13 protein-coding genes and 3 tRNA genes are annotated in these 14,296 nt (G+C 65.5%); 7 read left to right on the plus strand and 9 right to left on the minus strand.

From position 1 onward, the window contains the following. Together AC1M2K_RS09360 and AC1M2K_RS09365 are read left to right on the plus strand one after the other, a co-directional pair. Positions 1 to 1,332, plus strand: coding sequence for an O-antigen ligase family protein (locus tag AC1M2K_RS09360; protein WP_480239004.1), 1,332 nt, complete (start codon positions 1 to 3; stop codon positions 1,330 to 1,332). Beyond that, positions 1,322 to 2,830, plus strand: coding sequence for an MATE family efflux transporter (locus AC1M2K_RS09365; RefSeq protein ID WP_480240760.1), 1,509 nt, complete (start codon positions 1,322 to 1,324; stop codon positions 2,828 to 2,830). The genes AC1M2K_RS09360 and AC1M2K_RS09365 overlap by 11 nt, the downstream gene beginning before the upstream one ends. Before the next feature lie 16 nt (positions 2,831 to 2,846). On the opposite strand, the gene AC1M2K_RS09370 is transcribed toward AC1M2K_RS09365, so the two are convergent. From AC1M2K_RS09370 to AC1M2K_RS09380, 3 genes are read right to left on the minus strand one after another with little or no spacing between them, the layout of a single operon-like run. Beyond that, on the minus strand, positions 2,847 to 3,413 hold the full coding sequence (locus tag AC1M2K_RS09370) for a glycosyltransferase (protein WP_480240761.1): 567 nt from the start codon (positions 3,411 to 3,413) through the stop codon (positions 2,847 to 2,849). After that, positions 3,410 to 3,859 (minus strand): UDP-N-acetylglucosamine--LPS N-acetylglucosamine transferase, encoded by a 450-nt coding sequence (locus tag AC1M2K_RS09375; RefSeq protein ID WP_480239001.1) that lies wholly within the window; start codon positions 3,857 to 3,859, stop codon positions 3,410 to 3,412. The genes AC1M2K_RS09370 and AC1M2K_RS09375 overlap by 4 nt, the downstream gene beginning before the upstream one ends. Positions 3,860 to 3,862: 3 nt before the next feature. Beyond that, on the minus strand, positions 3,863 to 4,846 hold the full coding sequence (locus AC1M2K_RS09380) for a glycosyltransferase family 2 protein (protein WP_480240762.1): 984 nt from the start codon (positions 4,844 to 4,846) through the stop codon (positions 3,863 to 3,865). Positions 4,847 to 4,961: 115 nt separating this feature from the next. Between AC1M2K_RS09380 and AC1M2K_RS09385 the strand changes: the two genes are divergently transcribed. Beyond that, positions 4,962 to 6,083 (plus strand): Gfo/Idh/MocA family protein, encoded by a 1,122-nt coding sequence (locus AC1M2K_RS09385; RefSeq protein WP_480240763.1) that lies wholly within the window; start codon positions 4,962 to 4,964, stop codon positions 6,081 to 6,083. A gap of 29 nt (positions 6,084 to 6,112) precedes the next feature. After that, positions 6,113 to 7,012, plus strand: coding sequence for a hypothetical protein (locus AC1M2K_RS09390; RefSeq protein WP_480240764.1), 900 nt, complete (start codon positions 6,113 to 6,115; stop codon positions 7,010 to 7,012). Positions 7,013 to 7,085: 73 nt separating this feature from the next. On the opposite strand, the gene AC1M2K_RS09395 is transcribed toward AC1M2K_RS09390, so the two are convergent. The 6 genes from AC1M2K_RS09395 to AC1M2K_RS09420 form a co-directional block, all read right to left on the minus strand. Continuing rightward, the gene (locus AC1M2K_RS09395; protein ID WP_480240765.1) at positions 7,086 to 8,432 is read right to left on the minus strand and encodes a phenylacetate--CoA ligase family protein; all 1,347 of its coding nucleotides are present in this window, start codon (positions 8,430 to 8,432) and stop codon (positions 7,086 to 7,088) included. Between the two features lie 41 nt (positions 8,433 to 8,473). Continuing rightward, positions 8,474 to 9,412 carry a hypothetical protein gene (locus AC1M2K_RS09400; protein WP_480240766.1) on the minus strand — a complete coding sequence of 313 codons (939 nt, stop codon included), beginning with the start codon at positions 9,410 to 9,412 and terminating at the stop codon, positions 8,474 to 8,476. A 156-nt stretch (positions 9,413 to 9,568) separates the two neighbouring features. Then, a tRNA-Phe gene (locus AC1M2K_RS09405) sits at positions 9,569 to 9,641 on the minus strand. 61 nt (positions 9,642 to 9,702) lie between these two features. Next, positions 9,703 to 9,776: transfer RNA gene (locus tag AC1M2K_RS09410), tRNA-Asp, on the minus strand. Positions 9,777 to 9,812: 36 nt separating this feature from the next. After that, positions 9,813 to 9,885 (minus strand) — tRNA-Glu (locus AC1M2K_RS09415). A gap of 161 nt (positions 9,886 to 10,046) precedes the next feature. Continuing rightward, the gene (locus AC1M2K_RS09420) at positions 10,047 to 10,541 is read right to left on the minus strand and encodes an inorganic diphosphatase (RefSeq protein WP_480238995.1); all 495 of its coding nucleotides are present in this window, start codon (positions 10,539 to 10,541) and stop codon (positions 10,047 to 10,049) included. 44 nt (positions 10,542 to 10,585) lie between these two features. Here AC1M2K_RS09420 and tilS point away from each other — a divergent pair, with 44 nt between their 5' ends. The 3 genes from tilS (at position 10,586) to ftsH (ending at position 14,282) form a co-directional block, all read left to right on the plus strand. Next, positions 10,586 to 11,590 carry a tRNA lysidine(34) synthetase TilS gene (tilS, locus tag AC1M2K_RS09425; RefSeq protein WP_480240767.1) on the plus strand — a complete coding sequence of 335 codons (1,005 nt, stop codon included), beginning with the start codon at positions 10,586 to 10,588 and terminating at the stop codon, positions 11,588 to 11,590. Positions 11,591 to 11,599: 9 nt separating this feature from the next. Continuing rightward, a complete protein-coding gene (gene hpt / locus AC1M2K_RS09430) occupies positions 11,600 to 12,151 on the plus strand; it encodes a hypoxanthine phosphoribosyltransferase (RefSeq protein ID WP_480238993.1) in 552 nt (183 codons plus the stop codon). 130 nt (positions 12,152 to 12,281) lie between these two features. Next, positions 12,282 to 14,282 carry an ATP-dependent zinc metalloprotease FtsH gene (gene ftsH, locus AC1M2K_RS09435; RefSeq protein WP_480238992.1) on the plus strand — a complete coding sequence of 667 codons (2,001 nt, stop codon included), beginning with the start codon at positions 12,282 to 12,284 and terminating at the stop codon, positions 14,280 to 14,282. Positions 14,283 to 14,296: the final 14 nt, after the last annotated feature.

Raw genomic sequence — 14,296 nt, forward strand, 5'->3', positions numbered from 1 at the left:
ATGTCCCTCCTCACCAGGCTGACGGGTCCTCGACCGACCGCGTCGGACACCCGCCTGGCCGGCCCGCTCCCTGATCTCCCCGCCTGGCCGGTCCTCATCCTGCTCTGGGGGATGGGCGTCTGGTGGGCCTTCGGCCTGCTGCCGTTCTACACGGCGATCATGGCCGTCGTGATGGTCGCCTTCCTCTTCCAGCGCGGCCGGGTCGAGATCGTTCCAGGCTCACTGTCGTTCTCGGTCTTCGTAGCGTGGATGCTTCCGTGTGCGCTGATGCTGGACTCCGCTGGCCGGCTGCTGGGCTTCGGCGTCCGGTTCGCTCAATTCGCCGCCGTCGCGGTCATCATCGTCTACGTCGTCAACGCTCGGAAAACGCTGACGGTTTCCCGGCTCCTCGCCGGACTCACTGCGATGTGGGTGTTCGTCATCTTCGGAGGCTACCTCGGACTGTTATGGCCGGAAGGCGAGCTGCGGAACACGATCGGCCTCCTCCTCCCCTCGTCAATCCTGCAGAACGAGTACGTCAGCGACCTGGTGTTCCCCCAGTTCGCCGAGATCCAGACACCGTGGGGAGCTGTCGAACCGTTCCTGCGGCCGTCGGCTCCGTTCGCGTACACGAACGGCTGGGGAGCGGCGATCACCATTCTCACGCCCATCGCCGTCGCGTACGCCATCGCGGTTCGAACAGCGAAGGCAACCATTCTGCTCGTCATCGGGATCGCCCTCTCCATCCCGCCGGCGATCGCGACGAGCAACCGGGGCCTGTTCATCGGAATCGCTGCGGTCGTGGCTTACGTGCTGGTGCGCCTCCTGTTCCGGGGCAAGTGGGTGCCGTTCCTCTGGCTCACCTTCCTCGGGGCGGCCCTCACCGTCATCCTTCTGTTGTCAGGGATGCTCGACCGCATCACCGAGCGCCAGGACACTGTCGACACCACGGAGGGCAGGGGAGACCTCTACGCGGAAACCTTCGAAAGGACGCTCGTCTCGCCACTGTTCGGCTACGGCGCTCCGCGGCCGTCGTTCACGAGCGAGATCACCGTGGGGACCCAGGGCACCCTGTGGAACCTGATGTTCTGTTTCGGCTTCGTCGGGCTCGCGCTCTTCGCCTGGTTCCTCCTCGGCGGAGTAGCGCGAACATGGGCCGCCCCGAATGTTTCAGCGCTGTGGTTGCACGGATCCCTCGTCGGAGCCGTGGTCATGAGCATCTTCTACGGTCTCGACCGGCACCTGCTCGCTATCGGCATCGTGCTCGCTCTGATGCTCAGGGAGCGGTACGCGCCGTCCTCGGACTACTGGACGAGGCATCCGAGGCCGTTCGGGTCGGCCCATGCCGACTGAACGGCTGGCCAGGAGCGGATCGATCAGCCTTTTCGGCTCGGTCTTCGCCGCCGCGGCCGCTTTCGTCCTCACCGCATTCGTCGGCAACGGTGCTGGGGCATATGGCACGGGTATCTTCTTCCAGGCGATCGCCATCTTCACCATCGTCAGCCAGATCCTCCGGCTGGGGACGAGCACGGGGATCGTCCGGTTCCTCGCAGGCCAGAACGCGTTCGAGCGGCGGGGTGAGGCGTGGAGGACGGTCCTCATCGCCGTCGTACCCGTCGCCGTCGTCTCCGCGGTCGCCGGGGTGGTCCTCACCGTCTATTCGCTCCCGATAGCGACCTGGTTGTCCGCACCGGGGGGGGAGGAGGCGCTGGCTTCCCTGCTGCGGACCATGGCACCCTTCATCGTCGTTGCCGCCGTGCTCGGAGTGCTCCAGATGGCGGTGCGGATGATCCGGGGTGTGAAGACGTTCACCCTGCTGCAGAGCATCCTTCTGCCTGCGTCGAGACTGGTCGCTGTGGCTGCCGTGATCTGGCTGGTCGGCACCGTGTCGCAGTACGTCATGGCCTGGATGATCCCCCTCCCTGTCTGGCTCGTCGTGACGTGCGCCGTCCTTGCCGGGCCGCTCCTGCGGGACTGGCGCTCCCGCCGTGAGGCGAGCAGCCGATTCCGGGATGACGCCAGATCGTTCTGGGCGTTCAGCGGTGCGCGCGCCGTCGGCGCCGGGCTGGAGACGGCGCTCGAGTGGTCTGACGTCCTGATCGTCGCCGCGCTGGCCTCTCCCACCGAGGCCGGGATCTACGCCGTGGCGACTCGGACCATCCAGGCCGGCCAGGTCGTCGACCGCTCGATGCGGGTTGCCGTCAGCCCGACGATCTCCGGGCTGCTGGCCCAAGGGCGGCTGGAGGAGGCCAGCACCCTCCACACGCGTGTCACGCGGGCCATGATCCTCACCACCTGGCCGTTCTACCTCCTGCTGGCCACTCTCGGTTCCGCCGTGCTCGGGATCTTCGGGCCCGAGTTCCGCGAGGGGGCGATCGTGCTCTCGATCCTCGCCGTTGCAATGATGGTCCAGTCGGCAGCCGGCATGCTGCAGAGCATCATGCTCCAGGGCGGCAGGAGCTCATGGCAGATGTACAACAAATCCCTCGCGCTCGGGGTGAACATCGGGCTCAACCTGCTGCTGGTCCCGGTCATCGGTATGGTCGGGGCTGCGATCACCTGGGCGGTCGGGATCATCGTCGAGACCCTTGTTGCGTCCTGGCAGGTACACCGACGGATGGGTGTGCGGCTGGCCCCGCGTCGGCTCGCCTTCGCGATGGGGCTGGCTGCCGTCGTCTACGGTGTCGGAGGCCTCGCCGCACGCCTGGCGTTCGGCGATTCCCTTCTCGTGCTGATCGTCGCGGCCACGGGGCTGAGCGTGATCTACGGCGTCATCCTCTGGGCGCTGAGGGCGAGGCTGGACATCAGAGCGTTGTGGGCCGAACTGCCCGGGCTCAAACGCTTCGCGTAGCCCAGGCGACCGTGGCTCAGTGGCGGTGCAGGATCAGCCCAGCGGCCGCGATCTGGCGACGGAACCGCGTGCCGGCGCCCAATTTGTGCGGAGGGCGGGTGAGCAGGTCGCTCACGCCGTCGACCCCAGGCGTCGCCTCAGCGTGATCGACACGGGTCACCAGCGATCCGGCGACGGCTTCGTCCAACCGCGCCCAGAGCACGTCCCGACTCGTCACACGGTGGATGAGCCCCAGTTCTGCCATCTCCTCGGTGAAGAGCAACTGGTGATCGTCGACGACCTCGTCGTCTTTCGGCACCCGGGGGACGACGATAGGCACCCGGCCGAGCGCACGCATGTCCATGATGCCTCCTGCGCCGCCCTGGAGCACGATGGCGTCAGCGGTGGCGTAAAGCGCGAGCAGTTCGTCGTAGGCGAGGATCTCGTGGTTCTCCGCGCCCCGGACAGGCCTGCCAGGCCCGTGCTGCATGACGATCCTGACTCCCGGATGCGCATCCGCCCACGGCTGGACCCATTCGCTCAGTCGGTGGAAGGGGAGATGGTAGGTGCCGGCGCTCACGACGACGGTGCTCTGCCGGGTCACAGGACCACCCCCGTTCTCGTCGCATCCGGATAGATTTTCGTGAGCTGGGGCCATTGAACGAGGATCTCGTCGGCGAACGGGTAGACAAGCAGGCCGCTCAGTGACGGCGACGCGATTCTGTCCACCGGTTCGAGAAAAGCTGTTCTGGCGCCGAAGTGTCCGGCCTGAAGAAAGAACGGAAGCGCGATGGCCGCACCGGTGCTGAAGACGAGGTCTGGTCGCTCTGCGGCGAGGACGTGCCTGGCCAGACCGAAGTTGCGGATCAGGTTCGGCACGTTGCGAACGGTCGGGTAGTGGGCTTCGACCATCCGTTCGTCTGCGAGCCTCGACCGTGCGTCCTCGGTCGGAAGTGTGACCCATGAACGCTCGTGGTTGCCCCACCAGGAGCGAAGCGCCAAGGCCTGGGTCAGGTGCCCGCCCGACGAACACACGATGAGGATGCGCACGAGTCAGATCCCCTTCCCGAAGCGCCGGACAACGCGTATCACCTGAGGAGCCGTGACAAGCCCGGTGGAGATGGCCAGCGCGAGCGCCGCCTTGACCTGCCCGGGGTCGTTCTTGAGAGCCCGTCGTGCCCACGACCTGGCCTCCGTCTTCTGCCCGCTGGCCGCGAGCGAAAAGGCGACCTGAGACTGAATGCGTCCGATGGCCTTCTTGTTCGATGCAAACTCCGGGTGTTTCGACAAAAGGTACTGGAGCGCCTCGGCGTACAGCGCCCATTGGCCGAAGAAGTACGACTGTCCCTGCCACGTCACATTGACGAGAGGCCGGTTGACGACGGCGACGGGATGAAGAGCGGACGCGCGGAGGAGGAGGTCGTAGTCCTCTCCGTAGCTCCGCGGCAGCAGTTCGTCGACAAGGCCGAGGTCGCCGAGGAGTCGCTCGCGACGGAAGAGAAGACTAGACGAGTGCAGGCCTGCGAGCCCCTTTTGAACAAGGTCGCTGTGACTGATGACGTCGCCAGACATCAGTCGCTCATGGGTGCGCTGGCCATCGTCCACGACCATTGCTGTCCCGACCAGGATGGCGTCGGGCTGGCGTTGGAGGACCTCCATCTGTGCCGCCAACTTGCCCTGGAGCCAGAAGTCGTCGTCGTCGAGGAATGCGACGTAGTCGGTGCCTGCTTCCATGATCCCCGTGTTGCGCGCCCCCGCGAGTCCTCTGGCCCGCGAATTCTTCACGCCCCGCAGGGTCTGGCCGTCGCGGAGGGAGATGTCGGGCAGTTCGACGTCGCATGCATCAAAAACAACCAGGATCTCGAGCGGACCCTCATAGTTCTGCTCCGCGATACTCGTCACGGCACGTTTCATGAGCTCTGGGCGGTTGTGCGTCGGCACCACCGCGGTCACCGGAGGCGCCGTCATCGTCGACTCCGATGCCAGGCTGCGTGAGCCCGCCGGGGGGACCCTTCCGCCGGCGTTGCGCTGGTCCATCACGCGACCTCCAAGGGTGCGCCCCGAATGGGGCATGCTGTCCGTGTCTCTTGGTGGCTAGCATAATGTGAGGAATCCACACTTTCCAGAACTTGACCCGTCTTGGGGGTAGGCAATGCTCAGAATCGCAATCGTCGGTGTCGGCAAGATGGGGCTGTCCCATCTGGCCATGGTGAACGCGCATCCCGACGTCCAGGTCGTCGGGGTCTGCGACTCCATGGGCTACATCCTGGACGTGCTATCGAAGTACACGGGTGTGGCGACATTCACCGACTATCGCAAGATGCTCGACCGAGTCGACGCGGATGCCGTCATCATCGCCACCCCGACGTCGTCCCATTACGCACTCGTCTCTGAGGCGCTCGACCGGGGCATCCACGTCTTCTGCGAGAAGCCGCTGACGCTCTCGTCCCAACAGTCGGAGGAGCTCGCCGCCAGAGCGCAGTCAGAGGGACTCGTCACACAGGTCGGGTACCACAACCGGTTCGTCGGGGCTTTCCGCGAGGTGAAGCGACTCCTCGACCTCGGGGCGATCGGTGACGTCACGCACGTCAGTGCGGAGGCATACGGACCTGTCGTCCTCAAGGAGAAGGGGAGCACCTGGCGCAGCAAGCGGGACAGCGGCGGCGGATGCGTCTACGATTACGCGGCCCACCCGCTCGACCTGCTCAACTGGTACTTCGGCTCTCCGACCGGCGTCGGCGGGACCGTCCTGGGCAGTGTTTTCTCCGCCGAAACCGACGACGAGGTGTTCACCACCCTGTTCTTCCCCCAGGGGATGACCGGCCAGCTGTCCGTGAACTGGTCGGACGAGTCCTTCCGCAAGATGACGACACAGCTCACCATCTACGGCAAGAAGGGCAAGATCTCCGCCGACCGGCAGGAGTGTCGTGTCTACTTCAACGAGTCGGCCACAGTGCCGGACGGCTACCGCCACGGCTGGAACGTGCGGTACACCACCGAACTCACCGATCCGGTGTGGTTCTACCTCCGCGGTGAAGAGTACAGCGCGGAGCTGGACTACTTCGTCCGGTCCGGGCTGGACGTCCCGCTGGTCGAACGCGCCCACCGGGAGAACAACTTCGCCATCGCCGCAGGCACGGACCGCGTGATCGAGATGCTCATCGCCGACGCCGCCGTCGGACCGTCGACGTTGCGCGAGCAGGCGGCGCCAGTGCCGGCCGCTCCCGAACGGGCGCCATTCTGGCATCGACGAACCCGCGCATCCGTCGCCTGACGTCGCGCCCATTTCACCCAGGAGGACCAGTGGACCGCTTACTGCTCGGAGACAATCAGTTCTTCGGCGTCAATCACATGTCGGAGGAGAAGGCGCGTGCCCAGGCCGTGCGCTTCCAGGACACGGCAGCCATCATCGAGGTCATCGATGCGGCGTACGCCGAAGGCATCCGAACCTTCATGTGTACGACGCACGAACGGATCGCCGAGGTCTGCGATCACGTACGCGCGCACCCGGACCGGTACCCGGACTACCAGTTCTATCCATGCATGCCGTATGCCCACAAATATGCGAACGCCGTCTCGGAGTACGGGATGCTCGGCGCGCTGAAAGCGTTCCTGCCGGATGAGGGCCTGCTCAACGCTGCTGTGCGCGGAGGCAAGTCGTTCGCCACCAAAGACATCGAAGGCATCATCACGCTGCTCGTCGACGCAGAGATGAAGATGTTCCGCGGCCTGTCGACCCCGGTGATCTTCCTGCAGAACGTGGTCGTCGACCTCCTGCTCGGCCTCGGCTTCGTCGACGCGTTCCGGATGTTCGCCGACCACGTCAGGGCCAGGTACGGCGCCGAACCCGGGTTTATCACGATGAACCTGCCCCGACTGCTTGTGATGCTCGAACGTGCGGGTGTCGAGAACCCGATCGTCTGCTCGAACATCAACAAGATCGGTTTCCGTGTGTCCGGCGGTGCCGAGGCATACGGCTCTGCACTGTCCAGCGGGCAGTTCCGGCCGATCGCCATGTCGGTGTTCGCCTCGGGAGCGATCCCGCCCCGCGAAGCACTGGAGTGGATCCACGGCCAGCCCGGCATCGAGTCGATCGTCTTCGGCGCTTCGTCCGCGTCGCACATCCGCAGCACGGTGAGCATCGCCCGCGAGCTGTGGGCAGAAGATTCGGTCGCTCAGGTCCCCAGGCTCGCCAGGGCCTGAACCGGCCCCGAGGGCAACACGCAACGGCGCCACGTCCGGAAATCGGAGGCGGCGCCGCTGTTTGTGCTGGACGTCAGGACGGGACAGGGGAAGCGACATCGCAGACGACGGTTCTCGCCTTGCCGCGGTCGTGCGCGATGAACTCCACCGGCTCGAGCACGACGGGCACGGCGTGCTCGACGATCACCGCAAGCCGTTCGGCGGCGTCTGCGACGGCGCCCTCGGCGCCGGGGCTGTCACTCGGCACGTAGCGGAGGGCGATGCTGTAGTCGGCGTGCTGGTGGATCTGGAACTGGCGGACGGCGTCCGGTCGTGCGTTGAAGAGGGCGTTGAGGCCTCCGGCGACGCTCATTCCGTTGGGGAGGCGCAGTACGTCCGAAATGCGCCCGGAGATGGGTGCGATGCGGGTCAGCGACCTCCCGCACGGGCACGGCTCGTCGATGATGTGGGTGAGGTCGCCGATCTCATAGCGGATGAGCGGGAACACCCGGTTGCAGAGGTCGGTGACGACGACGTTGCCGTGCACACCGGCGGGGACCGGCTTCCAGTCGTCATCGGTGATCTCGAGCGTGCGGAGGTCGGAGAGGACGTGCAGGGCGGACTTGTCTGCGCACTGCGCTGCGACCCAGGGCACTTCCGCCGTGCGGTACTGGTCGTACACCGGAGCGCCGAGCACGGACTCGATGAACGCGCGCTGCGACGGCGTGACCGGTGCAGATGTGACTCCGATCGCGTGTGGTGCGTGGATCGACAGGCCGTTCTCGAAGACGTACGAGGCGAACTCGTGGACTCCGCCGATGTAGCCGTTCAGGAGGCGCGGAGCCACCTCGGTCCACGTCTCGTGGAATTGCTCCATCGATGAGGGTGACATCCCGCGGGAGTCCAGGACGACGTGCCTGCTCGGCCACCACTCGAGCGCCTCACGACGCTGGGTCGCCGGCGTCCGCCGTTCCCGATGGATGAACGCCATGTCTTCCCAGGGCTCGATCCCCCACCAGCGGTAGACCCGCCACCACATGGCGGCGACGGGGGAGAGCTTGTCGTGGAAGAGCGAGACGGGGACCCCTGTGCTTCCCCCGGTGGCGCTGGTCAGCCGGCGTGACACAGGGACGCCCTCGGAGAGGAAATCGTCCCTGCGCTCCCTGAGGTCGGACTTCTGCACGACGGGCAGGTCCGCGAAGACCTCAGGGTCATACAGGTCGCGCCGGTTGATGCCCGCCTCACGGTAGCGGTCCCGGTAGAACGGTGTGGTGTCGAACGCGTAGCGGGCGAGCTCCATCGTCGTCGCACGCTGCCGCTCTGCGGCGACCTCGGGGTCGACGAGTTCGTTCGCACGCAGCGTGCGGTCGACCGCCCGGATGCCCCGTTGCGCGATCCGTGTCTTGATTCCGAAGGCGGTCGATGCGAATCGCGCGGTCACGGGGGCCTCCAGGAGCGGTCAGGAGCGGGGGGTACGGAGAATCAGCGTTTGTTCGCCGGGCCCGGAAGGAGTAGTTCGGCACGGTCCTTGTCCGAGGGGAAACCCTCGTCAGGCAGGATGAGCGTGCGCGGGGGCACCCATTCCTGGTCTTTCTTCGTCTTCTGCCTGGGAGTGGAGGGCCTGGCCGGACGTTTGGCGGGGAGCGGTTCAGCCTCCTCGGCGACAGTCTCGATGACCGGACGCTGGTGCAGGCGTCTGCGCCCATAGAGCAGGGCGCTGAACGAACCGAGGAACAGTCCGATGAACAGGCCGCCGGCGACGAATACGGCCACCGAAGGCCTCGTCGACGACGACGGTTCGACGGCTGGACTGATGAGCGCTCCAGAGTAGAACGTCGTCGAGGTGAGTGCCGCCTGGCTGTTCTGGAGGGAGACGATCTGCGCCTGCAGGGTCTGGGTGTTCTCGCTCTGCGGGTCAGCGGCCGCCAGTTGCGTCTCCAGCTCAGCGATCCTGCCGGAAAGGAAAGTGATGGCGTCAGCGACGACTGCTTCGGCGTTGGCGACACGGCGCTCGCTGTACGCGTTCGCGATCGCGTTGGCCTGCTGCGCGGCCGTCATGGGGTCTTCGGCCGTCACCGTGAATGCGAGAACCTGCGATCCCTTGGGAACAGACACGACGACCCCGTCGCGGAGCTCGCTGATCGATTGAGTGCCCAGGGCTTTCGCCGCCAGAGTCAGCACCTCACTCGAGGTGGCGACGACCCGTTCCGTCTCCATGTTGACCTCGCTGCCCGATCCCTGGCTGGCGGAACTGACTGTGAGCGGCTCGACGGTCATGACGGCTGTCGCCTCGAACTTCTGCGGCCACAACTGGTATGCGCCGAGCGCGAGGACGGCGAAAGCTATCGCGAAGGCGACCAGCAGGAGCCAGCCGCGCGCGATACTTCGATACAGGTCCTCAAGTGTCCATGCGGTTTTCACAGCGGCATCCCCTCAATCGGTAAACATGACTATACGTCACGTTTTGAGGTGGCCATGCCCCCAGATTGCGGTGCAAAATGCGGATGGATGTCGGGATCTGTCAGGTTCCGGACATGAAGAAACCCCCATCATGTAGAAGCTAGACAGGGGTTTCAGTGGCTCCGACGGGCGTCGATCCCGTGACCTCACGATTTTCAGTCGTGCGCTCTACCAACTGAGCTACAGAGCCGAACGGCTATAGCCGCTGGAAGGGAAAAAACCCTTCCTTTCGGAAGGGCTCTTCACTTCAGCGACCCTGACCGGACTTGAACCGGCGACCTCCGCCGTGACAGGGCGGCGCGCTAACCAACTGCGCTACAGGGCCTTACTTTTTTACTTGTTCTCACTCTAGTAGTTATCGTGACCCCAACGGGATTCGAACCCGTGCTACCGCCGTGAAAGGGCGGCGTCCTAGGCCACTAAACGATGGGGCCGCGAGCCTGTGAGGGCTCCGTAACTACCGAGAAGTAAGCATACGGGTCGATTCGCGATTTGCCAAAACGAGGTCGGCCGACCGGGAAAACCTGCCTCCGAAGACACGAAACCCCGCAGCCGGACGTGGCTGCGGGGCGTCGGATGTATCGGGGACGGATGCCTAGTGGCCGCCTTCTTCGCGGAGTTTGACGATCCCGGCCTCGACGATGGCTTCGGCTTCGGCGGCATCGCCCCAGCCCTCGATCGTGACCCACTTGTTGGGCTCGAGGTCCTTGTAGCGGGCGAAGAAGTGCTCGAGCTCCTTGCGCGTCTGCTCGGGGACGTCGGAGATGTCCTGGATGTGTGACCAGCGGGGGTCCTTGTACTGGACGCAGACGACCTTCGCGTCAGAGCCGGCCTCATCGGTCATGTTGAGCACGCCGACGGGGCGGACCTTGATGCCGACGCCGGGGAAGACGGGGTACTCGAGAAGGACGAGGGCGTCGACGGGGTCTCCGTCGAGTCCGAGCGTGTTCTCGAAGTAGCCGTAGTCCACCGGGTAGCTGAAGGCGGTGAACAGAACGCGGTCCAGGTAGACGCGACCGGTTTCGTGGTCGACCTCGTACTTGTTGCGGCTGCCCTTGGGGATCTCTACGACGACGTCGTAATCGGCCATGAGTGTGTTCTCCCTTATCTGAAAGTCTGCAATAACGTTACTTGATGCCTACCGAGAGTTCGCCCCGCCGCCCGCCGCTCGACCCCGCGGTCGCCGAGGTGCGCCTGGCCGTCCGTCGATCGCTCGGCTCAGCGCTCGACCCGGGGGACCTCGTCCTCGTCGCGCTCAGCGGTGGGCCGGATTCGCTCGCGCTCGCTGCGGCGACCGCGTTCGAGGCGCCGAAGCTCGACCTTCGCGCCGGCGCCGTCGTGATCGACCACGGTCTCCAGGGCGGGTCTGCGCAGGTCGCTGCGTCTGCGGCGGCATCTGCGCGATCACTCGGGCTCGACCCGGTCGTGGTCACGCGGGTGGAGGTGCGCGGGAGCGGCGGGCCGGAAGCGTCAGCGAGGTCAGCGCGGTACGCGGCGTTCGAAGCCGCGCTCGCCGACACCGGTGCATCCGCCGTCGCCATCGGCCACACGCTCGACGACCAGGCGGAGACCGTGCTGCTCGGACTCGCGCGTGGCGCAGGCGCAAGCAGTCTCCAGGGGATGGCGCCGGTCACCGGCCGCTACCTCCGGCCCCTGCTCACCGTCAGGAGGTCCACGACACACGCCGCATGCGCCGCCGAAGGGCTCGACGTGTGGACAGACCCGCACAACACGGACCCTTCCTTCTCTCGCGTGCGTGTGCGGGCGAACGTGCTCCCGGTGCTCGAACGGGAACTGGGGCCCGGGATCGCCGACGCCCTCGCCCGCACCGCCGAACAGCTGAGGGAGGACGCCGAGGCGTTCGACGCGATGATCGACGAGTTCATCGAAGAGATCTGTGAGCCAGCAGAAGCGGGGATCGCCGTGTCGGTTGCGGCGCTCGCCGCGAACCCTGCGGCGCTCCGCAATCGCATCATCCGCATCGTCGCGGCCGGTGAGTTCGGCCAGTCCCTGTCCCGTGTGCACACGCTGGCGATCGCCTCCCTCGTCACCGACTGGCACGGACAGGGGTCTGTCGACGTCCCCGGCATCTCGGTCTCCCGTGAAGGTGGCCGAATCGTGTTCACGGCGCGCGGATAAGATGAGCAAATGGAATCGAGCGACATCTCAAGCGACCTCACGACCATCCTCGTCACCGAGGAGCAGATCCACGACAAGTTGGCCGAGCTCGCCGCGCGCATCGATGCCGACTACGCGGGCAAGGACCTCCTGCTCGTCGGGGTGCTGAAAGGCGCCGTCATGGTGATGGCCGACCTCTCCCGCGCGCTGACCAAGCACGTATCGATCGACTGGATGGCCGTGTCGTCATACGGCGCAGGCACGAAGTCCTCAGGTGTCGTGCAGATCCGCAAGGACCTCGACTCCGATCTCACCGACCGCCACGTGCTCATCGTCGAGGACATCATCGATTCCGGCCTGACGCTGTCCTGGCTGCTCGACAACTTCGCCTCCCGTGGAGCGGCGTCCATCGAGGTCTGCGCACTGCTTCGCAAGCCGGAGGCCGCGAAGGTCGTGATCGACTGCAAGTACGTCGGCTTCGACATCCCCACCGACTTCGTCGTCGGCTACGGACTCGACTTCGACGAGCGCTACAGGAACCTCCGTGACGTCGCCGTCCTGGCGCCCCACGTTTACGCCTGATTCGCTCTCGTTCGGCTTGCGGCGAACATAGAGGCGTCGCCCAGCCTTCTGGCGATACCCTTGACTTCACGGGGCGTCAGACGCTTCGCCGTACCTTCAGAAAGGTGTTGGGCTTCCGCTCATCCGCACTATGAATTTCAAGCGCATCTTCAAAGGCCCACTGCCTTACATCCTGATCGCCATCATCGTTTTCTGGGTGGGGTCGAGTCTGCTGAACGTGAACGGATTCCGCGAGGTCTCCACCGACCACGGGCTGGAACTGCTGAAGGACGGCAAGGTCTCCGAGGTGACGCTCACCGAAGGCGACAACCGCGCTGACCTCACCCTGGCCAAGGCCGACGGTGACAACGGCACGATGGTGCAGTTCTACTACCTCACTGCCAGGGCAGACGACGTCGTCGCGGCCGTGGACTCGGCCGCGCCGAGCAAGGGCTTCACCGACAAGGTGCCGCAGCCGAGCTGGTGGCTGTCGATGCTCGGACTGCTGCTCCCGCTCATCCTCATCGGTGCGTTCTTCTGGATCATGCTCTCCGGCATGCAGGGAGGCGGAAGCAAGGTGATGCAGTTCGGCAAGTCCAAGGCCAAGCTCGTCTCCAAGGAATCCCCGAAGGTCACGTTCGCGGATGTCGCCGGAAGCGAAGAGGCGATCGAAGAGCTCGAAGAGATCAAGGACTTCCTCAAGGAGCCGGCACGGTTCCAGGCCGTCGGCGCCCGCATCCCGAAGGGCGTGCTGCTGTACGGCCCTCCAGGAACAGGCAAGACGCTTCTCGCCCGCGCCGTCGCAGGCGAAGCCGGTGTCCCGTTCTATTCGATCTCCGGTTCGGACTTCGTCGAGATGTTCGTCGGTGTCGGCGCCAGCCGGGTGCGCGACCTGTTCCAGCAGGCCAAGGAGAACTCGCCCGCCATCATCTTCGTCGACGAGATCGACGCCGTCGGCCGTCACCGTGGAGCAGGTATGGGCGGTGGCCACGACGAACGCGAGCAGACCCTCAACCAGCTGCTCGTCGAGATGGATGGATTCGACCCCAAGGCGAACGTCATCATGATCGCCGCGACGAACCGTCCAGACATCCTCGACCCCGCCCTGCTCCGTCCGGGCCGCTTCGACCGCCAGATCGGTGTCGACGCCCCCGATCTGAAGGGCCGCACACGCATCCTCGAAGTCCACGCCAAGGGAAAGCCCATGGCTGAGACGGTCGATCTCGACGTTCTCGCACGGAAGACGCCAGGATTCACCGGCGCCGACCTCGCCAACGTGCTCAACGAGGCGGCGCTGCTCACCGCTCGCTCGAACGCGCAGATCATCGACAACCGTGCCCTCGACGAGGCCGTGGACCGTGTCATGGCAGGCCCGCAGCGCCGTAGCCGTGTGATGAGGGACCAGGAGAAGCTCATCACGGCGTACCACGAGGGTGGACACGCCCTCGCCGCTGCCGCGATGCGCAACACGGACCCGGTCACGAAGGTGACCATTCTTCCGCGCGGCCGGGCCCTCGGCTACACGATGGTGCTCCCGCTCGAAGACAAGTACTCCGTCACGCGCAACGAGTTGCTCGATCAGCTCACCTACGCGATGGGCGGCCGCGTCGCCGAGGAGATGGTGTTCCACGACCCGACCACCGGTGCGTCGAACGACATCGAGAAGGCCACGGGAATCGCCCGCAAGATGGTGACCGAGTACGGCATGAGCGCCAACGTCGGAGCGATCAAGCTCGGCCAGTCCAGCGGCGAGGTCTTCCTCGGCCGAGACATGGGCCACCAGCGCGATTACTCCGAGCAGATCGCTGAGACCGTTGACGCCGAAGTGCGTGTGCTCATCGAGCAGGCACACGATGAGGCCTGGCAGGTGCTCAACGACAACAGGGAGATCCTCGACAAGCTCGCCGCAGAGCTCCTCGAGAAGGAGACGCTCGACCACAACCAGCTGGCCGACATCTTCGCCGGCATCAAGAAGCTCCCGCCGAGGCCGCAGTGGTTGTCGAGCTCGAGCCGACCGGTCTCGGAGCAGCCTCCGATCGCCGTTCCCATCGCGAAGGCGCCGATCGATCCAGGGGTGACGGACGGTGGAGTCGAGAGCGACTCCAAGCCGACTCGCGCACCCCAGGTGAACCCGCGCCCGGCAACGGCGTAGCCTCGGTGGCCATC

This window comes from Mycetocola sp. Y171, from assembly GCF_056713165.1.

Coding starts and splice junctions, on each gene's coding strand:
- AC1M2K_RS09360 (WP_480239004.1), top strand. CDS start 1: ATGTCCCTCCTCACCAGGCTGACGGGTCCTCGACCGACCGCGTCGGAC.
- AC1M2K_RS09365 (WP_480240760.1), top strand. CDS start 1,322: ATGCCGACTGAACGGCTGGCCAGGAGCGGATCGATCAGCCTTTTCGGC.
- AC1M2K_RS09380 (WP_480240762.1), bottom strand. CDS start 4,846: ATGGACCAGCGCAACGCCGGCGGAAGGGTCCCCCCGGCGGGCTCACGC.
- AC1M2K_RS09385 (WP_480240763.1), top strand. CDS start 4,962: ATGCTCAGAATCGCAATCGTCGGTGTCGGCAAGATGGGGCTGTCCCAT.
- AC1M2K_RS09420 (WP_480238995.1), bottom strand. CDS start 10,541: ATGGCCGATTACGACGTCGTCGTAGAGATCCCCAAGGGCAGCCGCAAC.
- tilS (WP_480240767.1), top strand. CDS start 10,586: ATGCCTACCGAGAGTTCGCCCCGCCGCCCGCCGCTCGACCCCGCGGTC.
- hpt (WP_480238993.1), top strand. CDS start 11,600: ATGGAATCGAGCGACATCTCAAGCGACCTCACGACCATCCTCGTCACC.
- ftsH (WP_480238992.1), top strand. CDS start 12,282: ATGAATTTCAAGCGCATCTTCAAAGGCCCACTGCCTTACATCCTGATC.